Raw genomic sequence first — 19,545 nt, forward strand, 5'->3', positions numbered from 1 at the left:
GGTCAAGCCGGGCGATGACAGCTTCGGGGAGGCGAGACCGACCGTCGAAGCTGGAGGAGATGGGTGTGCGCGACCTCGGCTCTTGCGCGCCCCGTAACCCCGCCGTAACCCGCAGCCATGACCATTCTCCGGCCCAACAACCGGTTTCGCACCCCGCCCAAAACCATTATGGTGCCGGACCATGTTGCCGCCGGGCGGTTCCGATTTCGAGTTCAATCAACGGGTTATGGCCTGGTGACGCAGGTCAGGAGAGCGGTTTGACGCGCTATGTTTCGACCCGCGGGGAAGCCCCCGCGCTCACCTTCTGCGATGTGATGCTGACCGGGCTCGCCCGCGACGGCGGCCTGTACGTGCCCGAGACCTGGCCGCAGCTCACGCCCGAGACCATCGCCTCGTTCTTCGGCCGGCCGTATTGGGAGGTCGCGGTCGAGGTCATCAAGCCGTTCGTCGCCGGCGAGATCTCCGATGCCGAGCTCGGCCGCATGGCGAACGAGGCCTACGCCACCTTCCGCCATCCCGCGGTGGTGCCGCTCGACCAGAGCGCGCCGCATCAGTTCGTGCTGGAGCTGTTCCACGGCCCGACCTTGGCGTTCAAGGACGTCGCCATGCAGCTGATCTCGCGGCTGATGGATCATGTGCTCGCCAAGCGCGGCGAGCGCACCACGATCGTGGTCGCGACCTCGGGCGATACCGGCGGCGCGGCCGTGGACGCCTTTGCCGGCCGCGACAATGCCGACCTCATCGTGCTGTTCCCGCATGGCCGCATCTCCGAGGTGCAGCGGCGGATGATGACGACATCGGGCGCCTCGAACGTCCATGCGCTGGCGATCGAAGGCCATTTCGACGATTGCCAGGCGCTGGTGAAGGGCCTGTTCAACAATCACGGCTTCCGTGACTCCGTGGCGCTGTCCGGCGTCAATTCGATCAACTGGGCGCGCGTCGTCGCCCAGGTCGTCTACTACTTCACCGCGGCGGTCGCGGTCGGCGCGCCGCACCGCGCCGTCGACTTCACCGTGCCCACCGGCAATTTCGGCGACGTGTTCGCCGGTTACGTCGCCAAGCGCATGGGCTTGCCGGTGCGGACGCTGCGCGTCGCCACCAACGTCAACGACATCCTCGCCCGCACGCTGGCGACCGGCATCTACGAGGTGCGCGAGGTGCATGCGACGGTGTCGCCGTCGATGGACATCCAGGTGTCGTCGAATTTCGAGCGACTGTTGTTCGAGGCCGGCGGTCGCGACGCGGCCGTGGTGCGGCGGCTGATGGAAAGCCTGAAGCAGTCCGGCCGCTTCGTGCTGCCGGATGCGATGCTGGCGGCGATCCGCGCCGATTTCGACGCGGGCCGCGCCGACGAGACCGAGACCGCGGCGGCGATTCGCGCCGCATTCCGCGAGGCCGGCGATCTCGTCGATCCGCACACCGCGGTCGCGCTGGCCGTGGCCGACCGCGACGGCACCGATACCTCCGTGCCGAACATCGTGCTGTCGACCGCACATCCCGCCAAATTCCCCGACGCGGTCGAGGCGGCCTGCGGACAGCGACCGCATCTGCCGGTCTGGCTCGAAGGGCTGATGAGCAAGCGCGAGGATGCGAGGGTCATGCGGAACGATCAGGCCGAGGTGGAAAAGTTCATCCGCTCGGTCAGCCGGGCCGCCAAGCAGGGAATTGCATGATGGGTGTGGAAGTCACCAAGCTGCCGACCGGACTGACGGTGGTTACCGACACGATGCCGCATCTGGAGACGGCGGCGCTCGGCGTCTGGGCCGGGGTCGGCGGCCGCGACGAGAAGCCGGACGAGCACGGCATCTCGCATCTCCTCGAGCACATGGCGTTCAAGGGCACGACGACGCGCAGCGCGCGCGAGATCGTCGAGTCGATCGAGGCGGTCGGCGGCGATCTCAATGCTGGCACCTCGACCGAGACCACCGCCTACTACGCCCGTGTGCTGAAGGCCGACGTGCCGCTGGCGCTCGACGTGCTCTCCGACATCCTCGCCAATCCCTCCTTCGTGCCGGAGGAGCTGGAGCGCGAGAAGAACGTCATCGTCCAGGAGATCGGCGCGGCGCAGGACACGCCCGACGACGTCGTGTTCGAGCATCTCAACGAGCTGTGCTTTCCCGACCAGCCGATGGGCCGCTCCTTGCTCGGCACGGCCAAGACGCTGGAGGCGTTCGACCGCGACAAGCTGCACGGCTATCTGTCGACCCATTATCGCGGGCCCGACATGGTGGTCGCGGCCGCCGGCGCCGTCGACCATCAGCGCGTGGTCGAGGACGTGACGAAGCGCTTCGCCAGCTTCAACGGCGGCGAGGGGCCGAAGCCGCTGCCGGCCGCGTTTGGCAAGGGCGGCTCGCGGGTGGTTCATCGCGACCTCGAGCAGGCGCACCTGACGCTGGCGCTCGAAGGCGTGCCGCAGGCCGACCCGTCGCTGTTCTCGCTGCAGGTGTTCACCAACATCCTCGGCGGCGGCATGTCGTCCAGGCTGTTCCAGGAGGTGCGCGAGAATCGCGGGCTCTGCTACTCCGTGTACACGTTCCACGCGCCCTATAGCGACACCGGCTTCTTCGGTCTCTACACCGGCACCGATCCGGCCGACGCGCCCGAGATGATGGAAGTGGTGGTCGACATCATCGGCAACGCGGTGGAGACCCTGAGCGAGGCCGAGGTCGCCCGCGCCAAGGCGCAGATGAAGGCGGGGCTGTTGATGGCGCTCGAGAGCTGCAGCGCCCGCGCCGAGCAATTGGCGCGTCACATTCTGGCCTACGGCCGGCCGCAGACCCTGCAGGAGATGGTCGCCAAGATCGAGGCCGTCAGCGTCGAGAGCACCCGCGATGCGGCGCGTGCGCTGCTCGCGCGCAGCAAGCCCGCGGTGGTCGCGCTCGGCAGCGGCAGGGGTCTGGACACGGCGGTGACTTTCGCCGAAGGTCTGACCGGGCCGAAGTCGAAGGCTCAGCTGCATTGAGCACGAGTCCGGAAGCCCGGGGCATTGCCTGGTTCGCCGTCAGGTGCGCCGGCCGCAAGCCGGCGGACTGAAGAGCAGGGGGGAGCATCACCGATGGCCCTGTTTCGCTTGCCGTCCAGCGGACCGGCCGCGCTCGCCCCGCGTGGGCTGGGCCTGTATTTGCGCGCGCCGCAGATGGCGGACTATGCGCAATGGGCGCAGTTGCGCGAGGTCAGCCGCGACTATCTCACCCCATGGGAGCCGATCTGGCCGTCGGACGACCTGACGCGCTCCGGCTTCCGGCGCAGGCTGCGCCGTTACGCCGAGGACATCTCGGCCGACCGGTCCTATCCGTTCATCGTCTTCCGCGAGCAGGATGGCGCCATGCTCGGCGGCATCACGCTGGCCAATGTCCGCCGCGGCATCGTTCAGGCCGGCACGATCGGCTATTGGATGGGGCAGCCGCACGCGCATCGCGGCTACATGACGGCCGCGCTCAGGCTGTTGCTGCCGACGCTGTTCGGCGAGCTCAATCTGCACCGCGTCGAGGCGGCCTGCATTCCGACCAATACGCCGTCGATTCGTGTCCTGGAAAAGTGCGGCTTCACCCGCGAGGGGCTCGCGCGCCGCTACCTCTGCATCAACGGCGTCTGGCAGGACCATTATCTCTACGGCCTGCTGCATGAGGATTTCCGGGGTTAGCATTTGTGATCGGGCAGGCCGACGAGCGAGGCCGTTCGGGGCTGGTTCCGGCCTCTGAAATGGGTATAGACGCCTTTGTACAGTCGCCGTCGTCCCGGTTTTGCCGTCCTTGCGGGGGTGGAGCTTGGTGCGGCCAGGCGGCGAGATGCCGGGGACTTCGAGATGCGACAGACGCGTATGATTCGGGTTGGGACGTTGACAGCCGCGCTGCTGGCCTTGGGAGCCGCATCGGCGGCGGCGCCGGCTGGTGCCCAATCCCTGACCGACCGCTTCAAGAGCCTGTTCGGTGGCGGCTCCGACGACAAGGGACAGCAGAACTTGCCCGCCAGTGGCGGCCCGCCGGTCGATCCGACCGACGGCCTGACCTGCCCGCCCGTCAGCATCCGCTCGGGCGCTTCGACCTATGCGGTCGCCGCGCCCGGAAAGCAGGCGGTCGGCAATGACGTCCGGTTCCAGGCTTCGATCACCAAGACGGCGCGCGAGTGCAACCTCAACGGCGCCGAGATCATCGGCAAGATCGGCATCCAGGGACGCGTCGTCGCGGGGCCCGCAGGCGCGCCGGCGACCGTCGACATCCCGATGCGCATCGCGGTGGTGCAGGGCGGCATCGGCGAGAAGGTGATCGCCACCAAGGCCTATCGGACCACGGTGCAGATGACGGGGGATGGCAGCGTGCCGTTTACGATCGTCGCCGAGGACGTGGTCTATCCGGTGCCGCCGCCGGGCGCCAACGCCGACAATTACGTGTTCTACATCGGCTTCGATCCGCAGGCCCTGACACCCGAGCGGGGCAAGAAGCGGCGGTGAGATAGCCGCTTGGGTAGGTGAGCAAGATCCTTGGATGACGGCCTGCGCCGCCCAATCGCCGCGGCGAGCCCTGCAAAGCAAAAGGCCGGGGCGATTGGATCGCTCCGGCCTCTTGAAGACGTCGGACGAGTGGTGGGCCGCCGCTCAGTTCAGCTTGCGGCCGACTTCCTCGATGCCCTTGGCGACGAGATCCTCGCCCAGAGCGCCCTTGACCGACTTGGACAGCACGGTCGCGGCGGCCTGGACGGCGGCTTCCGCCGCGGCGGCCCGCACATCTGCGAGGGCCTGGGCTTCGGCGAGGGCGATCTTGCTCTCGGCGGCCTTGGTGCGACGGGCGACGAAGTCTTCCATCTTGGCCTTGGCGTCCGCCGCGATGCGCTCGGCTTCCGCCTTGGCGCTGGTGACGATCTCCTCGGCCTCACGTTCGGCGCTGGCGCGGCGGGTCTTGTAGTCGGCGAGCACTTTGGCCGCCTCTTCCTTGAGCCGCTTGGCCTCCGCCAGCTCGCCCCTGATGCGCTCCGAGCGATTGTCGAGCGCCTTCAGGACCATGCGATGGACACCGAGATAGGCGAACAGGCCCATCAGGATCACGAAGGCAATCGCAACCCAGGTTTCCGGATCAGCTAGCAAATGCATCAGGCTGTTCCCTTCAACGATGCATCGACCGCAGCCTCGACCGTCTTGGCCGCCGGGGCCTTTCCGGTCAGTTGCTGCACGATCGCGCTGGCCGCGTCAGCGGCGATGCCGCGGACATTGCTCATTGCGGTCGCACGCGTAGTGGCGATGGAGGTCTCAGCCGCCGCGAGCTTGGCTGCGAGGCTGTCTTCCAGCGCCTTGCGCTCGGCATCCGAAGAGGCCGCGAGCTTCTCGCGGGTTTCGGCACCGATCGCCTGGGCGCGGGCGCGGGCCGTCGCCAGCTCGCTTTCATACGCCTTCATCGCGGCTTCGGACTCGTCCTTCAGCCGCTGCGCTTCGGCCAGATCGCCGTCGATCGACTTCTGGCGGGCGTCGATGACGGCCCCGACCTTCGGCAGCGCCACACGCGAGACGATCACGTACAGCGCCACGAAGGCGATCACCAGAGAGACGATCTGGGAGGGAAAGGTTTCCTTCTGGAAGGGAGGGAAACCATGCCCGCCATCGGCCTCCGTATGGGCGCTTGCGGTGCCCTTGGCCTCGCCATGACTTTCAGCCACGGGCTTCTCCTGTCCGGCTCAGGCCGTCTTAGACGGCGTACAGCAGGAGCAGGGCGATCAGCAGCGAGAAGATGCCGAGCGCTTCGGTCACCGCGAAGCCGAAAATCAGGTTACCGAACTGGCCCTGGGCGGCCGACGGATTGCGCAGAGCGGCCGACAGGTAGTTGCCGAAGATGATGCCGATGCCGGCACCCGCGCCACCCATGCCGATGCAGGCAATGCCCGCGCCAATGTACTTCGCTGCGACCGGATCCATGACGAACTCCTTTGAGAGGTTAGGTAGAGAGGGCCGGATCAGTGGCCCGGATGGATAGCATCGTTGAGATAGATGCAGGTGAGGATCGTGAAGACGTAGGCCTGGAGGAACGCGACCATCAGCTCGAGGCCGGTCAGGGCGACCGTGAGACCGAGCGGCAGCAGCGCGCCGACCTTGCCGACGAAGCCGAGCGCGCCGAGCATGGTCACGAAGCTCGCGAACACCTTCAGCGTGACGTGGCCGGCCAGCATGTTGGCGAACAGACGGACGCTGTGCGAAATCGGGCGGGAGAAGAAGGAGATGATTTCGATCACGACCACCAGCGGCAGGATCACCGCGGGGATGCCGGAGGGCACGAACAGCTTAAAGAACTTCAGACCGTTCTTGTAGAAGCCGTAGATGATGACCGTCAGGAACACCAGGAGCGCCAGCGCGAAGGTGACGATGATGTGGCTGGCGACGGTGAAGGTGTAGGGGATGATGCCGACGATGTTCGAGACGAAGATGAACATGAACAGCGAGAACACCAGGGGAAAGAACGTCATGCCGTGCGAGCCGGCGCTGGTTCTGATGGTGTTGGCCACGAATTCGTAGGACAGCTCGACCACCGACTGGAACCGGCCCGGGACGAGCGCGCGCCCGGCGGCCATCATCATGACGGCGATCAGCACGACCGCGAGCAGCATGTACGCGGACGAATTGGTGAAGACGATCTCCTGATTGCCGATGTGGCCGATCGTGAAGATCTTGTTGAGATGGAATTGATGGATCGGATCGATCATCCGCGTGGCGTCTCAGTTGTTCACCGGCCACGCCGGCGCTTTGCAATTCACTCGTGGGCCTTCAGAGTCTGGGTCTCTCGCGCAGATCTCACTGGCGGGGCCTGTCGGGAGCTATGCCTGCAGATCTCACCACGTTCAACACGCCGGCTGCGAAGCCGAGCAGGAAAAACACGATAAATCCGAAGGGCGATGTCGACAGCAAGCGGTCGAAGCCCCAGCCAAGCACCGCGCCGACGAGGACACCGGCAATCAACTCGGAGGACAGTCGCAGGCCACGCGCCATGGCCGAGGCCCGGGCTGCAGTGTCACCGCCGCTGTTTCCAGGTTGATCAGCCCCGATCTTTCGGCCGCCCCGAATTTCGGACAACCGTTGGTCGAGACTTCCGAGCCTTGCGGAAAGCGCAACCTCATCGGGCGACTTGTCGCGATCCCCGCCTCCGCTGCTCTCGTTCGCGCCATCCGCCATGTGCTTGTCCGCCATGTGTGGAGACCCGATCCGTTGCCGCGAATGTCAGGAAATAGCGCCCCATCGCCCTTTAAAGCCGCGCGGACCATACTGACCGCATCCCCCCAAGTCAAGATTGCGTGTTGAACTGTTAGATGCCTGATTCTGCTCGTTTTCTCGGCTTTTTCGTCAGATCGGTCGCGCGTGTCACCGCGCCGCATCAACAGTGTTCTGTGCAGCTGCGATCTGTTGCCTCGCCGTGCTGGCGTGGATCCCGTGCCGGCGGTTCCGGCCGGCACGGTGCGCCGGCCGGGATGCGGAGGACGGCTCGGCGACGGTCCGACTTTGATCGGGCGGTCGTCGCGTTGAAATCCGGCGGCTTCGCTCCTACGTCGAGAGCGCCGGTGTCCGCTGTGGCAGGTCATCGCACCGGACGGAACGTCATGGCGACGACACAATGGAGGCGTGCATGACGGCGGTTTTCGAATGCGCTTCGAGGCGCCTTGGAGGCTGAGCCAGCCATGAATCCCATGCAGTCGTACGGGCCGCCCCTCATTGCGCTTCTCGCCTTCGGCTGCCTGGGCGGGCCGGTCCTGGCGGAGGACACGGCGTCCGATGCCGACAAGGGCCGGTACACGATGACGACGACGCCTGACGGCGTGATCCGGCTCGACACCCGCACCGGTTCGGTCTCGACCTGCAGCAACAGTGCCGGCTCCGGCTGGGCCTGCTATGCGATCCCCGACGAGCGGGCCGCGCTGGATGCCGAGATCGGGCGCCTGCAGGACGAGAATGAGAAGCTCAAGGTCCAGCTCGCCTCGCGCGATCACAGCGTCACCGGCAAGATCGACGAGCCGCTGCCGAAGGACCAGGCGCTGCCGAAATCCGACCAGTTGAAGAAGGCCGAGCCGAAGTCCGGCGAATCCAAGCCTGGAGAATCCAAGCCTGGGGAATCCAAGTCCGCCGAGGGCACGCGCAAGCTCGAAATTCCGTTGCCCAGCGACCAGGACATGGATCGCATGATGGGCTTCCTCGAGCAGGCCTGGCGGCGGCTGCTCGACATGGCGGGCCGGGTTCAGAAGGACGTGTCGGGCAAGATCTGAGGCTGCGGCGAGGAGGCGACGCGCATGTCTGCACCAGCGATGTCGCGCACGGCGCCCGTGGTTGTCGCGATCGACACGGTCGTGACGTCGGTTCTGACGGCGCACACCCCCGGTCGCGGCTTCACCGATCTGACGCGCGAGGTCGAGGCGCTGCTGCGCGAGATCGGCGCAAGAGATGGAGCGGTGACCGCCTTCATCCGCCACACCTCGGCCTCGCTGACGATCCAGGAGAATGCCGATCCGACCGTGCTGCGCGATCTCACCACGGCGCTGGCGCGGCTGGCGCCGGAGGATGCCGGCTGGGTGCATGACACCGAGGGCCCCGACGACATGCCGGCCCACATCAAGACGATGCTGAGCTCAGTCTCGCTGCAGGTACCGGTGCGGGACGGCCGGATGATGCTCGGCACCTGGCAGGCGCTCTATCTGATCGAGCATCGGGCCCGGCCGCATCGGCGCGAGGTGGTGCTGCAGTTCATTGGCGCGGTCTGATTCCAAAAAGACAAAACTCTTGGCCTGAAATGCGGAACGGCCGCGGAGCGATCCGCGGCCGTTCGTTGGAGAGAGACGCGAGCGGGGACGCCGCTCGCATCCTGATTACTTCTCCTGGATGTCGACGTCCTTGGTCTCCGGCAGGAACAGGAAGCCGACGACGGCCGTGATCACCGCGAACGTGATCGGGTACCACAGGCCGGCATAGATATCGCCGGTCGAGGCCACGATTGCGAAGGCGGTGGCCGGCAGCAGGCCGCCGAACCAGCCGTTGCCGATATGGTAGGGCAGCGACATCGAGGTGTAGCGGATCTTGGTCGGGAACAGCTCCACCAGCATTGCGGCGATCGGGCCGTAGACCATCGTCACGAAGATCACCAGGATCAGCAGCAGACCGATGATGGAGGCCACCTGCGGACGGAAGATGTCGAACGGATGCGCCATCTTCACGATCGCAGGGTTGCCCGCCTTCGGATAGCCGGCCTCGCCGATCGCGGCCGTCAGGGCCGGGTTGCTGGTCTTGGCGTCGGTGTAGGGCACTTCCTTGCCGTTGAAGGTGACCTTCACGCCGGAGCCGGCCGGGCCAGGCACGGTCGAGTACTTGACCGAGGACTGGGCCAGGAAGGCGCGGGCGGTGTCGCAGGGCGCGGTGAAGACGCGGGTGCCGACCGGGTTGAACAGGTCGCCGCAGCCGGCGGGATCCGCCACCACTTCCACCTTCGTCGCCTCGATCGCCTTCTCCAGCGCCGGGTTGGCGTTGGTGGTGATCATCTTGAAGATCGGGAAGAAGGTGAGCGCCGCGATCAGACAGCCGCCCATGATGATCGGCTTGCGGCCGATCTTGTCGGAGAGGATGCCGAACACGATGAAGAAGCCGGTGCCGAGCAGCAGCGACCAGGCGATCAGCAGGTTGGCGGTGTAGCCGTCGACCTTCAGGATCGATTGCAGGAAGAACAGCGCGTAGAACTGGCCGGTGTACCAGACCACGCCCTGGCCCATCGTGGCGCCGATCAGCGCCAGCAGCACGATCTTGCCGTTGCCCCAGTTGGCGAACGCCTCCGTCAGCGGTGCCTTCGAGCTCTTGCCCTCTTCCTTCATCTTCTGGAACACGGGCGACTCGTTGAGGCGCAGACGGATCCAGACGGAGACTCCGAGCAGCAGCACGGACACCAGGAACGGGATGCGCCAGCCCCATTTGGCGAAGTCGGCCTCACCGATGATGGTGCGGGTGAACAGGATCACCAGCAGCGACAGGAACAGGCCCATCGTGGCCGTGGTCTGAATGAACGATGTGTAGTAGCCGCGCTTGCCCATCGGAGCATGTTCGGCGACATAGGTCGCAGCGCCGCCATACTCACCGCCGAGCGCGAGGCCCTGCAGGAGGCGCAGGCCGATCAGGATCACCGGCGCGGCGAAGCCGATCGTCTCGGCGTTCGGCAGGATGCCGACGATGAAGGTCGACAGACCCATGATCAGGATCGTGACCAGGAAGGTGTATTTGCGGCCGACGATGTCGCCGATGCGGCCGAACACGATCGCGCCGAACGGGCGGACCAGGAAGCCGGCGGCGAAGGCGAGCAGTGCGAAAATGTCGCGGGTGGCGGGCGGATAGGCCGAGAAGAACTGGGCGCCGATGATCGAGGCCAGCGACCCGTAGAGATAGAAATCGTACCACTCGAAGACAGTGCCGAGAGAAGAGGCCAGAATGACGAAGCGTTCGTCCTTCGTCATGCCTCCCGATCTCGCTTGCGTGGCTACCATTGTCGACATCGGCATTCGCTCCCCAAGATTGTTGCTGTGATGGTTTCGCCTCCGCATGCCGGACTTGGACGGCGCAGATCGCGGAGACCTTGGCGCCTAAGTAACATTGCAGTGAAACTCGGCCCAATACGACTTTCGGCCCTGACCGGCTGCCGCACACAGGACAGTTGCGGACCTTGCGGCGGATCAAGTTCGGTCAGCGGGCGCAGGGCTATGATGTTGCGTTGCACAAGGCGTGGATTAACCGCCTTCCCTGCAAGTGGAATTGCATGCTTGCATGCAACCAGTCGCCGGGCGAGTATTTCCGCAAAAGCAGGCTGCGTGCGAAACGAGCGCGCGGCCGGTGTCGCAAGGTCAAGTCAGAACGTATGGCGGCTGCCAACACCCATCTCGTCATTGCCGATGATCATCCGCTGTTTCGGAACGCGCTGCGGCAGGCGGTCGCGAGCGTGCTCAACGAGGCCGTGGTCGACGAGGCCGGCTCGTTCGAGGACCTCACGGCGCTCCTGGAGAAAGACTCCGACGTCGATCTGGTGCTGCTCGACCTCACCATGCCCGGCATCTCCGGCTTCTCCGGCCTGATCTATCTGCGCGCGCAATATCCGGCGATCCCGGTGGTGATCGTGTCGGCCAGCGACGACGGCGCGACGATCCGCCGCTCGCTCGATTTCGGCGCCTCCGGCTTCATCCCGAAGCGGTTCGGCGTGGACGTGTTGCGCGACGCCATCATGAAGGTGATGGACGGTGAGGTCTGGGTTCCGGCGGACACGGATCTGGCGGCCGGCGCCGATCCGGAGATGACGAAGCTGCGCGACCGGCTGGTCACGCTGACGCCGCAGCAGGTGCGGGTGCTGATGATGCTGTCGCAGGGGCTGCTCAACAAGCAGATCGCCTATGAGCTCGGCGTCTCCGAGGCGACCATCAAGGCGCACGTTTCGGCCATCCTGCAGAAGCTGGGGGTGGAGAGCCGGACACAGGCGGTGATTGCCGCGGCGAAGATCGCGGGCTCGGCGTGGCGCCAGGATATTCCGACGGGGAAATGACGGTCTGATCGTCTCAATAAGCACGTTGGGCATGACCATCTGCAGCGCGGCTTTCCGCGCTAAATCCTCATGGTGAGGAGCGCCGCGCCGCACGCAGCTTGACGTATGGCTAGATTGTCTCTGGCGCGGCGCGTCTCGAACCATGAGGCCCGACCGAGGCCTCGCCCTTCGAGACGCGCGCCTCGGGCGCGCTCCTCAGGGTGAGGAGTGGCATCGTCGGCTCGGGAGCCAAGGATCGAGTTGAGCAGGAAGCCAAGGTCTTCTGTTGGATCCATCGCGACACACCTTCTCAGCCTCGCGGCGCATGACGCGTCCGAGCTTTGCTCATCATTCGCCCTTTTCAAGACAGAGGGCGCAGGGAAGGCCGGGCGCTGGCCGCGCCCGTGGCCCGCCTGCAGCAAAAAAGCAGGCGGCAGTCACCACAGGTCTGGCCGAACACACCCGGCCTTCCCTGCGCGATGGTTCTACGGCTGCTCCGAGCTCTCCCCGGGGACCGGCGTTCTTGCCCCCGTCATCCGCAACATCGTCGCTACGGACTTGGCATCAGCACCGGGATGCCAGGACCACACGGCTTGACCGTGCGCATCGGATCGTTCGTCCGCGAGACATAAGCCCGCTGCGACCCGACGCGCCCACCGCATCCCGCGCCCCACGTTCGTGACGATCGCGAAGCGCCCCTCATGGCGGGCACGGGACGACTCAGGGGATAGCATGATTTCTGAGAAAAAGAAATACTATTCGACGCGCGTCGTGAATTCGCGGATCTGAATGCCTCTTTGAGAGGACTGGTCATGCGAGCGCTCTACGGGCGAGCCGACGCACGCGGTCGTTATCGGCGCTAGATCTGTGTGGCGCGGCGCTCCGGCGAAACGCACGGGCCCGGATGATGGAGCGTTGAGCGACGACTGGCGGGCGGGCGTCGCTCGGGAGAAAGGCAGGCGGTCGTACAAGAAGAGGACTGTCCGACGCCGATCGGCCAGGTACTCCACCGGATGTGAAAACATCAGTCGCGTTTCGGCCTGTGTCGGGTTTCCAGGTTTGATCGTTGGGGGATTGCGGAGTAATGCGTTTGATCGCATCGGTAGTGTTGGCGCGTGGGGAAGAGAGCGGGGCGACATGCATTCACCAGTCGAGGCGCACCACGCCAGGGACTCCATTCCTGGAACTCTCTATCGGCCGGACATAGACGGATTGAGGGCGGTCGCCGTTGTCTCCGTGGTCGCCTTTCACGCCTTCCCCAACACGCTCCGAAGCGGGTTTGTCGGCGTCGACATCTTCTTCGTGATTTCGGGCTTCCTTATCACGTCGATCATTCTCGGCGGGATGGAAGGTGGCACGTTCAGCTTCCAGACATTTTACGCCCGGCGGATCAAACGGATTTTTCCGGCGCTTGCGCTCGTGCTGGCCGCATCGATCCTGGCCGGAGCGCTGCTGCTGCTGCCCGACGACTTTCGTCTGCTCGGAAAGCACGTGGCCGCTGGCGCGGGCTTCGTGTCCAACTTTGCTCTCTGGCAGGAAGCCAACTATTTCGACGTCGCGGCGGACACGAAGATCCTGCTGCATCTCTGGTCGCTCGGCATCGAAGAGCAGTTCTATCTGCTATGGCCGGCCGTCATCTGGATTGCCTGGCGGCTGCGCCTCAACCTGTTCACGATCTTCGTCGCAGTGTTTGCAGCTTCATTGGTCTACAGCATCAAGGCGACGCCCTCCAACCCGGCCGCCGCATTCTATTCTCCCGCAGCCCGCTTCTGGGAGCTGTCAGCGGGCAGCATCCTGGCCTATCTCGCTTTTTCGACGCCGCGAGCGGCGACCTGGATCGAAAATGGCATCGCGACCGTCATAGCGTCCGTTCTCTTCGAACGCGGCGCGGTGGACGAGAAAAAGATCTATCGCGATTTCGTTTCAGTCGCGGCCATCGCGCTGATTGCTGCCTCGGTTCTCATGATCACGCGCCGACAAGAGTTCCCAGGCTGGTGGGCGCTCATGCCGGTCACCGGGAGTTATCTGGTCATCCTCGCCGGGCCCGGAGCTTTGCTCAACCGCGTGCTTCTTTCAAATCCGGTGATGGTGTGGATCGGTTTGATCAGCTATCCATTGTATTTGTGGCATTGGCCGCTGCTGACGTTCGCGCGCATTCACTATGGAGCCTCGCCGCCCCCGCAAGCCGTCCTAGCGTTCTCAGTCGCTGCTTCAGTCGGGCTCGCGTGGGCGACCTATCAGTTCGTCGAGAAGCCGATCCGGTTTGGCGCGCGGCGTGTCTGGACGACGCCTGGGCTGGCAATGGCGATGATCGCGATTGGCGGATGTGGGTTCCTCGTTTTCGAGATGCAGGGCCTTCCGGGCCGGATCAACGACGAGGACAGGCGCGAATACGCGGCCTATTTCTATGGCGGATCGCCGCTGATCCAGGCGGAGGCCCAGGATATCATGCAAAACCGCTGCAACTTCTATGCTTGGGACAGTCCGGTCCCCACGCTGGCGCCAAGAAAGGCCATCGATCCCAGCTGCTACATGCGGCATTCCGATAAGAGTGTGCTCATTCTCGGAGATTCCAATGCTGCGGACCTGTATTATGGGCTCAATGAAGTTTTGCCGAAGGATGTCTCCGTGCTGCTGATCCACAGTTCGGGCTGCCAGGTCAGCCCGATCATCCAGCACATCGTAGAAACTCACCACTGTAACATGGCGAACCATTTTGCATTGCGTCGGATTGAAGCCGACCCGCCCGATGTTCTGCTGCTTTCATCAAACAACTCGTTCGACATCGAGTACATCCGGAAGTTTTCCATGATGGTGAAGGGGTATGGCGTCAAGAAAGTGCTCGTGCTCGGGCAGCGCCCGCACTGGAAGCGCTTCCTGCACAAGATCATTCTGGACGAGTATTGGAAGTCGACCCCGCGGTACATACCGGGTCACCTCGATGAGGAGTTGATGTCGTTCACTCGGAAGTTTCAGTCGCAGCTGAAGCGCGACGAGCCCTTCGAGTTTGTGGACGAGATGCAACCGTTCTGCAGCGCGGAGGGGTGTCTTACGTTCCTCGGAGACAACCGCCGCGAAGGGCTGATCACGGCCGATACGGTTCACCTCCGTCCATTCGCCTCGGTCTGGTTGGCGCGCCAACAGCTGGCCCCCCTGATTTTGAGGTCTTTGGGCAACTAAGGCCGTCAGTAAGCCGAGTCGTACACTTTTCCATTCTGCGTCATCAGAGGCACGCCGTCGGGCGTGCCCGGGATGAAGCAGCCGAACTTCACCAGCAGGCCGTGGCCTCCGACAAGCGAGGGCCCCAGCTTGCGGTAGCCATCCCTTCTGGGACAGTTCCCGAGACGTAGCTGTTCGCTCCCGATGATCATGAACAAGCGGTTGATGCTCGGCATCTCGCCCGATTCATCCGCTATCGGCTCGATGCTGGCGCACCCTTCGGAGTTGCAGCCTAGCGTGAACCGTCCTCCGCCTTGCTCCATGCGCCAGACGATGTCGAACCGGCCGGCGACTTGGATTCCTCCATTGAACGATGAGCCCGCCGTCGGACCGTCAAATGAGACGGCAACGTCCTTGTCGCCGGCTCCGTAAAAGACGATCCTTCCCGAACCATCGAGAACGCCATTGTTGTGCGAGAGCATCTGCGGTGTGTTCGGATTGTTGTCCCTATTGCAATGCAGCTCGATCCGCCCCTGCGGCCCGAATTGGTCCGCCCATAGGAACAGCTCACCATTGTCGCCTGCCGTGATGCACGTCGCCGCGTGCACCAGCTTTATCGTGCCGTTTCCGTTGGGAGACAGTGCGATCAGATTGCCGCCGAGGGGTTGCCCGCCAATGGCAACTGCGTCGTCCGTGAAAGTCTGGCCGATGGTCGGCGCGATCGTCACGAGCGATTGGCGCGTGTCGAGGTCCTGCTGGATCAACTGGACCGCGGTGGCGAGATGTTTGACCGGCCTGCTGATGCCGTCATTGCCGTCATCGCCGGCATTATCAACAAGGATCCTCAAGCTTCCATCCGGAACTTTGTATCGCCCGGGCTTGTATGTGGAAATCCAACGACCTTTGTAGCTTGTTATTCCGACCGACTGGTTGGGATAGAGCCGCGGGTTGATGTCTCGAGGGAAGCCGATCAGGAGCTTGCCGGCCTCGGACTCTTCGTTGACGAGAACGATATCGCAGCCATCCTCGAGATCGGTTGCCGCCGGAAGTGCAATTCGTATGTCGCCGCCGAACGCAACAACAGTCCGGTCGCACGCAAGCGGCAGAGTTCCAGTTAGGCCGATCGTCGCGATAGGCCGCGACTCCGCGCTGAGGAGCGTTCCCGTCAGCGCAATCAAAACGAAAAAAAATCGTCCCACCAAATCAAGTCCAATTGGAAAATGTGAAATGAAGGATCGTAAGTCTCCAGTTTTCTCTGGTAAAGTTCAACCATCGGCTGTGTCAACTGCGACGGTCCGCGTCTGGGTCGCCGACTTCGCTGCAACCCTTTCACTCCCCGGCGTTCTTCGAGCCAACTCCTCGTCCAGCGCTGTCGAGATCGGAGTCGTCGACCAGGTCCGGCCGAAATTGCCTATTGAGCAGAACGCTAAATAAACCGTCGGACAAACCTCAACGCCGTCTCCGCCACCTCGCGCCAGCCGTGGCCGGTCGTCATCGGATGCCCGCGCAGCGACACCCGTGCGAATTCGGTGGCGGCGTGTGGATTGTGCTGTTGCCGCTCGAAAGCGGCGCGGGTGGCGGATGGCGGCATGGTGTGGTCGTGCTCGCCGGAAATGATCAGCAGCGGGCCGCGTTCCGCAGTCTCCGTATCGAATTGGGCCTCGGTCCAGGGATTGGGATTGGCAGCTGCGGCCTGGAAGACCGGCAGGCCGGGGGCGGAAGCTTGAGAGGATGCGTAGACCGCGTCGCACTCGGTCTCGGGCACCGCATTCGCGAAAGGGTAGCGGAATTCCTCGGGGGTGGGGCTGACGTTACGGTTGGCGTTGGCAGGGTTGTGCAGCACCGGCCAGGCGGAGTCGGGCACTGGCAGCACGACGCGGAACGGCGCGGGATCGATGGCGACCGTCGCGGCCGACAGACCGCGGCCGGCGAGGATTTGCGCGATGAGGCCGCCGAAGGAATGGCCGACCAGCGCCGGGCGCTTGTCGAGCGCCGCCGCGATGCCGGCGAAGTGCGCCGCCACTTCGCCGATGGTCTCGGGGGCGGCCGCGCCGCCCATCTTCGCCGGCCAGCCGGGTGCCAGCGCGGCGTAGCCTGCGGCGTCGAACATCTCGATCCAGCGGTCCCAGGAGCTGGGCTTCAGCCACAGGCCGTGGATGAAGATGATGGCAGGCTTTCGCGATGCGTTGGCTTCGCCGATCGCATCATCGCGTGAGTGGGTTGACATGATCGGCGCTTCTGCTGCGTTGGGTCGATGCGTCGGGATCAGCGCGACGACGGCGCGTTGAGGAAGGCGTCGATCGCGGCGACCGTTGCTGCCGGCTGTTCTTCCATCAGCCAGTGGCCGGAGCCGTCGATGACCTGCTCCTGCACGTTGTCGGCGCCGGCCCGTGTCACCGCAGCCATGGTCGCGCCGAACGACGCGCCGCCGCCGATCGCCAGCACCGGCATCGTCAGCTTGCCGTGCGCGGCGAGCCAGGCGCGGTTGTCGATCGCGTCCTGGTCGAAGGCGGCGAACTGGCTGAAGCCCGCATGCATCCGGCCCGGGCCGGCATAGAGCTGCGCGTAGTGGACCCGCGCGGCCTCCGGGAAATTTGCAGGCTTGGCCGAGAACTCGTTCCAGAAGCGGTCGAGATAAATGCGCTCGCGGCCTTCCACCAGGCGTTCCATGTCCGGGCCGCCGAAGCGGAAGTGCCACAGCAGCGGGTTCTTCAGGATCTCTTCCCACGGGCCGATGCCCGGCACCGGCGCATCCATCAGCACCAGCTTTGTCACCCGGTCGGAGTGCCGCGCGGCCAGCGCGTAGGCGACCATGTTGCCGATGTCGTGCGCCACGACCTCGGCGGTGCGGGCGCCCAGCGCGTCCATCACGCCGGCGATGTCCTCGGCCTGGTTGGCCTTCTCGAACCCCTTGTCGGCGCGGGCGGACAGACCGAGCCCGCGCAGATCGGGCACGATCACGGTGTGGTTGGTGACGAGCTTGGCGGCGAGCGGCACCCACATGTCGCCGGTGTCGCCATAGCCGTGCAGCAGCACCACCGCCGGCCCGGTGCCGCCGACGCGGACGTGGATCGTGGTGCCGTTGGTCGGGATCTCCTGGGTGCGGAAGGTCGCCGGGAATTGGCCGGGCGCGTCGGTCGCGTCGGCGAGCGCGATACCGGCGAGGGCGGTGAACGCGGTGGCGGCAAGGGTGGTTCGCTGCAGCAGGCGGGGCAGGGTCATGGCGGTCTCCTCTGGGTTGGTCGATGCACGCAAAGCTAGACGAGGGACGAACGCGGTATTAGAGGGTAGTCACGCCAAGGATTTTTGATCTGGACGCAAAGATGACGCTGGCCAGCGCGGACCGCGCCCGGGACCTCGAAGTGTTCTGCGCCGTCGCCGACAGCGGCAGCTTCTCCGCCGCAGGGCGCGGTCTCGGGCTGACGCCGTCGGCGGTGAGCCGCACGCTCGACCGCATCGAGATCAGGCTCGGCGCGCGGCTGTTGTTGCGGTCGACGCGCGCGCTGACTTTGACGGCCGAGGGGCAAGCCTATCTCGCCGCCGCCCGCCGCATCCTCGCCGATCTCGACGAGGCCGAGCAGGCGATCGCCGACCAGGGCGCGCCACGCGGGCGCATCCGCGTCAGCGCCGCGCTGTCGCATGGCCGCATCTGCATCGTGCCGCTGCTCGGCGAGTTCGTGCGGCGCTATCCCAACATTCTGGTCGACATCCATCTCGGCGACGGTCTCGTCGACATCGCGGCGGGGCAGGCGGACGTAGCGATCCGCGGTGGTCCGATGGCTGACAGCGCGCTCACCGCGCGCCGGCTCAGCGACAACGGCCGCAGCATCGTGGCTTCTCCGGATTATCTCGCGCGCTGGGGTGTGCCGCAGACGCCCGAGGACCTGCACAACCACAACTGCCTGAATTTCAGCTTCCGCCGCGCCGAGCCGGTGTGGCCGTTTCGGCGTGACGGCGTCGACTACGCGCTGAAGCTGCGCGGCGCCATCGAAGCCAACAGCGGCGATACGCTGACCGAGCTCGCGCGCGATGGCGTCGGCATCGCCCGCGTCGGCGATTTCAGCCTGGGCAACGCGATCGCCGAGGGCCGCCTTGTGCGGCTGCTCGAAGCGTTCAATCCCGGCGATCGGGAGGTCTTCCACGCGGTGTTCGTCGGCGGGTCCAACACGCCGGCGCGCGTGCGCGTGTTCGTGGACTATCTGGTGGAGCGGATGGGCGCGAAGAGAGACGCGTAGGCGCAGGACATGCCGCCCGCGGGGATCGAGAGAGGTCCCGGCGGACGGCCTGCGTGTCCTGGTTGTCAGACCGGCTGCAACGCGACATCGACCTTGGGGAAGTCGACGACGGTCTGTGCCGCGTTGTTGGTGTAGTTGGTGAGCACGTTGATCGCGACGTTGGCGATGATCTCGAGCAGGCGGCCATCGTCGAGACCGGCTGCGCGCGCTGCCGCGAGATCGGCGTCCGCGACCTGTCCCCGCGTGTCCAGCACGCGCCGCGCGAAGCGGGCGACGGCGGCGTCGGTGGCGTCGTCAGCCGTGCCCGCGCGCGCCTTGCGCAGAGCGTCCGGGGCGAGGCCCGCGCCCTTGCCCATCAGCGAGTGCGCCGCGAGGCAATACTCGCAGCCGTTGGCCTGGGCGACGGCGAGCGCGATGATCTCACGCTGCTTGGCCGAGAGCGCGCCCTTGGCGAGCGCATCCGAGAAGGCGACATAGCCGTTCAGCACCGCCGGTGACTGAGCGAAGGTCGAGAACAGGTTCGGCGTCATGCCGATCTTGGCCTTGACGGCGGACAGGGTGGCGAGAACGCCTGCCTCGGCGCGGGCGGTGTCGACGACAGCAATACGGGGCATGGAGAGGATCCTTGTTGAGGAGTGGGCTTG

The 19,545-nt window shown here is 65.1% G+C and carries 19 protein-coding genes; 9 read left to right on the plus strand and 10 right to left on the minus strand.

Annotated features, from left to right (window positions below; translation table 11 throughout):
• Positions 1-257 precede the first annotated feature (257 nt).
• The 4 genes from thrC to QX108_RS23410 all read left to right on the plus strand — a co-directional run bounded on the left by thrC (position 258) and on the right by QX108_RS23410 (position 4,450).
• The gene (gene thrC / locus QX108_RS23395; RefSeq protein ID WP_315783108.1) at positions 258-1,673 is read left to right on the plus strand and encodes a threonine synthase; all 1,416 of its coding nucleotides are present in this window, start codon (positions 258-260) and stop codon (positions 1,671-1,673) included.
• Positions 1,673-2,962 (plus strand): pitrilysin family protein, encoded by a 1,290-nt coding sequence (locus QX108_RS23400; RefSeq protein WP_315726471.1) that lies wholly within the window; start codon positions 1,673-1,675, stop codon positions 2,960-2,962. Before thrC ends, QX108_RS23400 begins: the two co-directional genes overlap by 1 nt.
• A gap of 93 nt (positions 2,963-3,055) precedes the next feature.
• The gene (locus QX108_RS23405) at positions 3,056-3,643 is read left to right on the plus strand and encodes a GNAT family protein (RefSeq protein WP_315783110.1); all 588 of its coding nucleotides are present in this window, start codon (positions 3,056-3,058) and stop codon (positions 3,641-3,643) included.
• 162 nt (positions 3,644-3,805) lie between these two features.
• Positions 3,806-4,450: a hypothetical protein gene (locus QX108_RS23410; RefSeq protein ID WP_409998547.1), complete on the plus strand. Its 645-nt coding sequence runs from the start codon at positions 3,806-3,808 to the stop codon at positions 4,448-4,450.
• 144 nt (positions 4,451-4,594) lie between these two features.
• Here the strand turns inward: QX108_RS23410 and QX108_RS23415 are convergent, their stop codons facing one another.
• The 5 genes from QX108_RS23415 to QX108_RS23435 all read right to left on the minus strand — a co-directional run bounded on the left by QX108_RS23415 (position 4,595) and on the right by QX108_RS23435 (position 7,150).
• On the minus strand, positions 4,595-5,086 hold the full coding sequence (locus tag QX108_RS23415; RefSeq protein ID WP_315722416.1) for an ATP F0F1 synthase subunit B: 492 nt from the start codon (positions 5,084-5,086) through the stop codon (positions 4,595-4,597).
• Positions 5,086-5,646 carry a F0F1 ATP synthase subunit B' gene (locus QX108_RS23420; RefSeq protein ID WP_315722415.1) on the minus strand — a complete coding sequence of 187 codons (561 nt, stop codon included), beginning with the start codon at positions 5,644-5,646 and terminating at the stop codon, positions 5,086-5,088. Before QX108_RS23420 ends, QX108_RS23415 begins: the two co-directional genes overlap by 1 nt.
• 28 nt (positions 5,647-5,674) lie before the next feature.
• Entirely contained in the window at positions 5,675-5,902 is a 228-nt protein-coding gene (locus tag QX108_RS23425; RefSeq protein WP_006615622.1) for a F0F1 ATP synthase subunit C, read from the minus strand.
• 38 nt (positions 5,903-5,940) lie between these two features.
• Positions 5,941-6,684 carry a F0F1 ATP synthase subunit A gene (locus QX108_RS23430; protein ID WP_315722414.1) on the minus strand — a complete coding sequence of 248 codons (744 nt, stop codon included), beginning with the start codon at positions 6,682-6,684 and terminating at the stop codon, positions 5,941-5,943.
• An 88-nt stretch (positions 6,685-6,772) separates the two neighbouring features.
• Positions 6,773-7,150, minus strand: a complete 378-nt coding sequence (locus QX108_RS23435; protein WP_315726467.1) for an AtpZ/AtpI family protein — start codon at positions 7,148-7,150, stop codon at positions 6,773-6,775.
• 500 nt (positions 7,151-7,650) lie between these two features.
• On the opposite strand from QX108_RS23435, the gene QX108_RS23440 reads away from it, so the two are divergent.
• The gene (locus QX108_RS23440) at positions 7,651-8,232 is read left to right on the plus strand and encodes a hypothetical protein (RefSeq protein WP_315722413.1); all 582 of its coding nucleotides are present in this window, start codon (positions 7,651-7,653) and stop codon (positions 8,230-8,232) included.
• Positions 8,233-8,256: 24 nt separating this feature from the next.
• The gene (locus tag QX108_RS23445) at positions 8,257-8,724 is read left to right on the plus strand and encodes a secondary thiamine-phosphate synthase enzyme YjbQ (RefSeq protein ID WP_315783114.1); all 468 of its coding nucleotides are present in this window, start codon (positions 8,257-8,259) and stop codon (positions 8,722-8,724) included.
• Positions 8,725-8,829: 105 nt separating this feature from the next.
• Here QX108_RS23445 and QX108_RS23450 read toward each other — a convergent pair whose 3' ends face one another.
• Positions 8,830-10,500 (minus strand): MFS transporter, encoded by a 1,671-nt coding sequence (locus QX108_RS23450; protein WP_315722411.1) that lies wholly within the window; start codon positions 10,498-10,500, stop codon positions 8,830-8,832.
• 353 nt (positions 10,501-10,853) lie between these two features.
• Between QX108_RS23450 and QX108_RS23455 the strand changes: the two genes are divergently transcribed.
• A complete protein-coding gene (locus QX108_RS23455) occupies positions 10,854-11,528 on the plus strand; it encodes a response regulator transcription factor (protein ID WP_315722410.1) in 675 nt (224 codons plus the stop codon).
• 1,116 nt (positions 11,529-12,644) lie between these two features.
• Entirely contained in the window at positions 12,645-14,687 is a 2,043-nt protein-coding gene (locus QX108_RS23460) for an acyltransferase family protein (RefSeq protein ID WP_315783117.1), read from the plus strand.
• A gap of 5 nt (positions 14,688-14,692) precedes the next feature.
• On the opposite strand, the gene QX108_RS23465 is transcribed toward QX108_RS23460, so the two are convergent.
• The 3 genes from QX108_RS23465 to QX108_RS23475 all read right to left on the minus strand — a co-directional run bounded on the left by QX108_RS23465 (position 14,693) and on the right by QX108_RS23475 (position 17,888).
• Entirely contained in the window at positions 14,693-15,865 is a 1,173-nt protein-coding gene (locus QX108_RS23465) for a hypothetical protein (RefSeq protein WP_315783119.1), read from the minus strand.
• 227 nt (positions 15,866-16,092) lie between these two features.
• The gene (locus QX108_RS23470; RefSeq protein WP_315783121.1) at positions 16,093-16,893 is read right to left on the minus strand and encodes an alpha/beta hydrolase; all 801 of its coding nucleotides are present in this window, start codon (positions 16,891-16,893) and stop codon (positions 16,093-16,095) included.
• A gap of 38 nt (positions 16,894-16,931) precedes the next feature.
• Complete coding sequence (locus tag QX108_RS23475; protein ID WP_315783123.1) at positions 16,932-17,888, minus strand: alpha/beta hydrolase; 957 nt, start codon at positions 17,886-17,888, stop codon at positions 16,932-16,934.
• A 101-nt stretch (positions 17,889-17,989) separates the two neighbouring features.
• On the opposite strand from QX108_RS23475, the gene QX108_RS23480 reads away from it, so the two are divergent.
• Complete coding sequence (locus QX108_RS23480; RefSeq protein ID WP_315783124.1) at positions 17,990-18,901, plus strand: LysR family transcriptional regulator; 912 nt, start codon at positions 17,990-17,992, stop codon at positions 18,899-18,901.
• A 65-nt stretch (positions 18,902-18,966) separates the two neighbouring features.
• Here the strand turns inward: QX108_RS23480 and QX108_RS23485 are convergent, their stop codons facing one another.
• Positions 18,967-19,515, minus strand: coding sequence for a peroxidase-related enzyme (locus QX108_RS23485; protein WP_315783126.1), 549 nt, complete (start codon positions 19,513-19,515; stop codon positions 18,967-18,969).
• Between the last annotated feature and the right edge of the window lie 30 nt (positions 19,516-19,545).

Source organism: Bradyrhizobium sp. SZCCHNR1002 (assembly GCF_032381435.1).
Classification (GTDB): Bacteria; Pseudomonadota; Alphaproteobacteria; order Rhizobiales; family Xanthobacteraceae; genus Bradyrhizobium; species Bradyrhizobium aeschynomenes.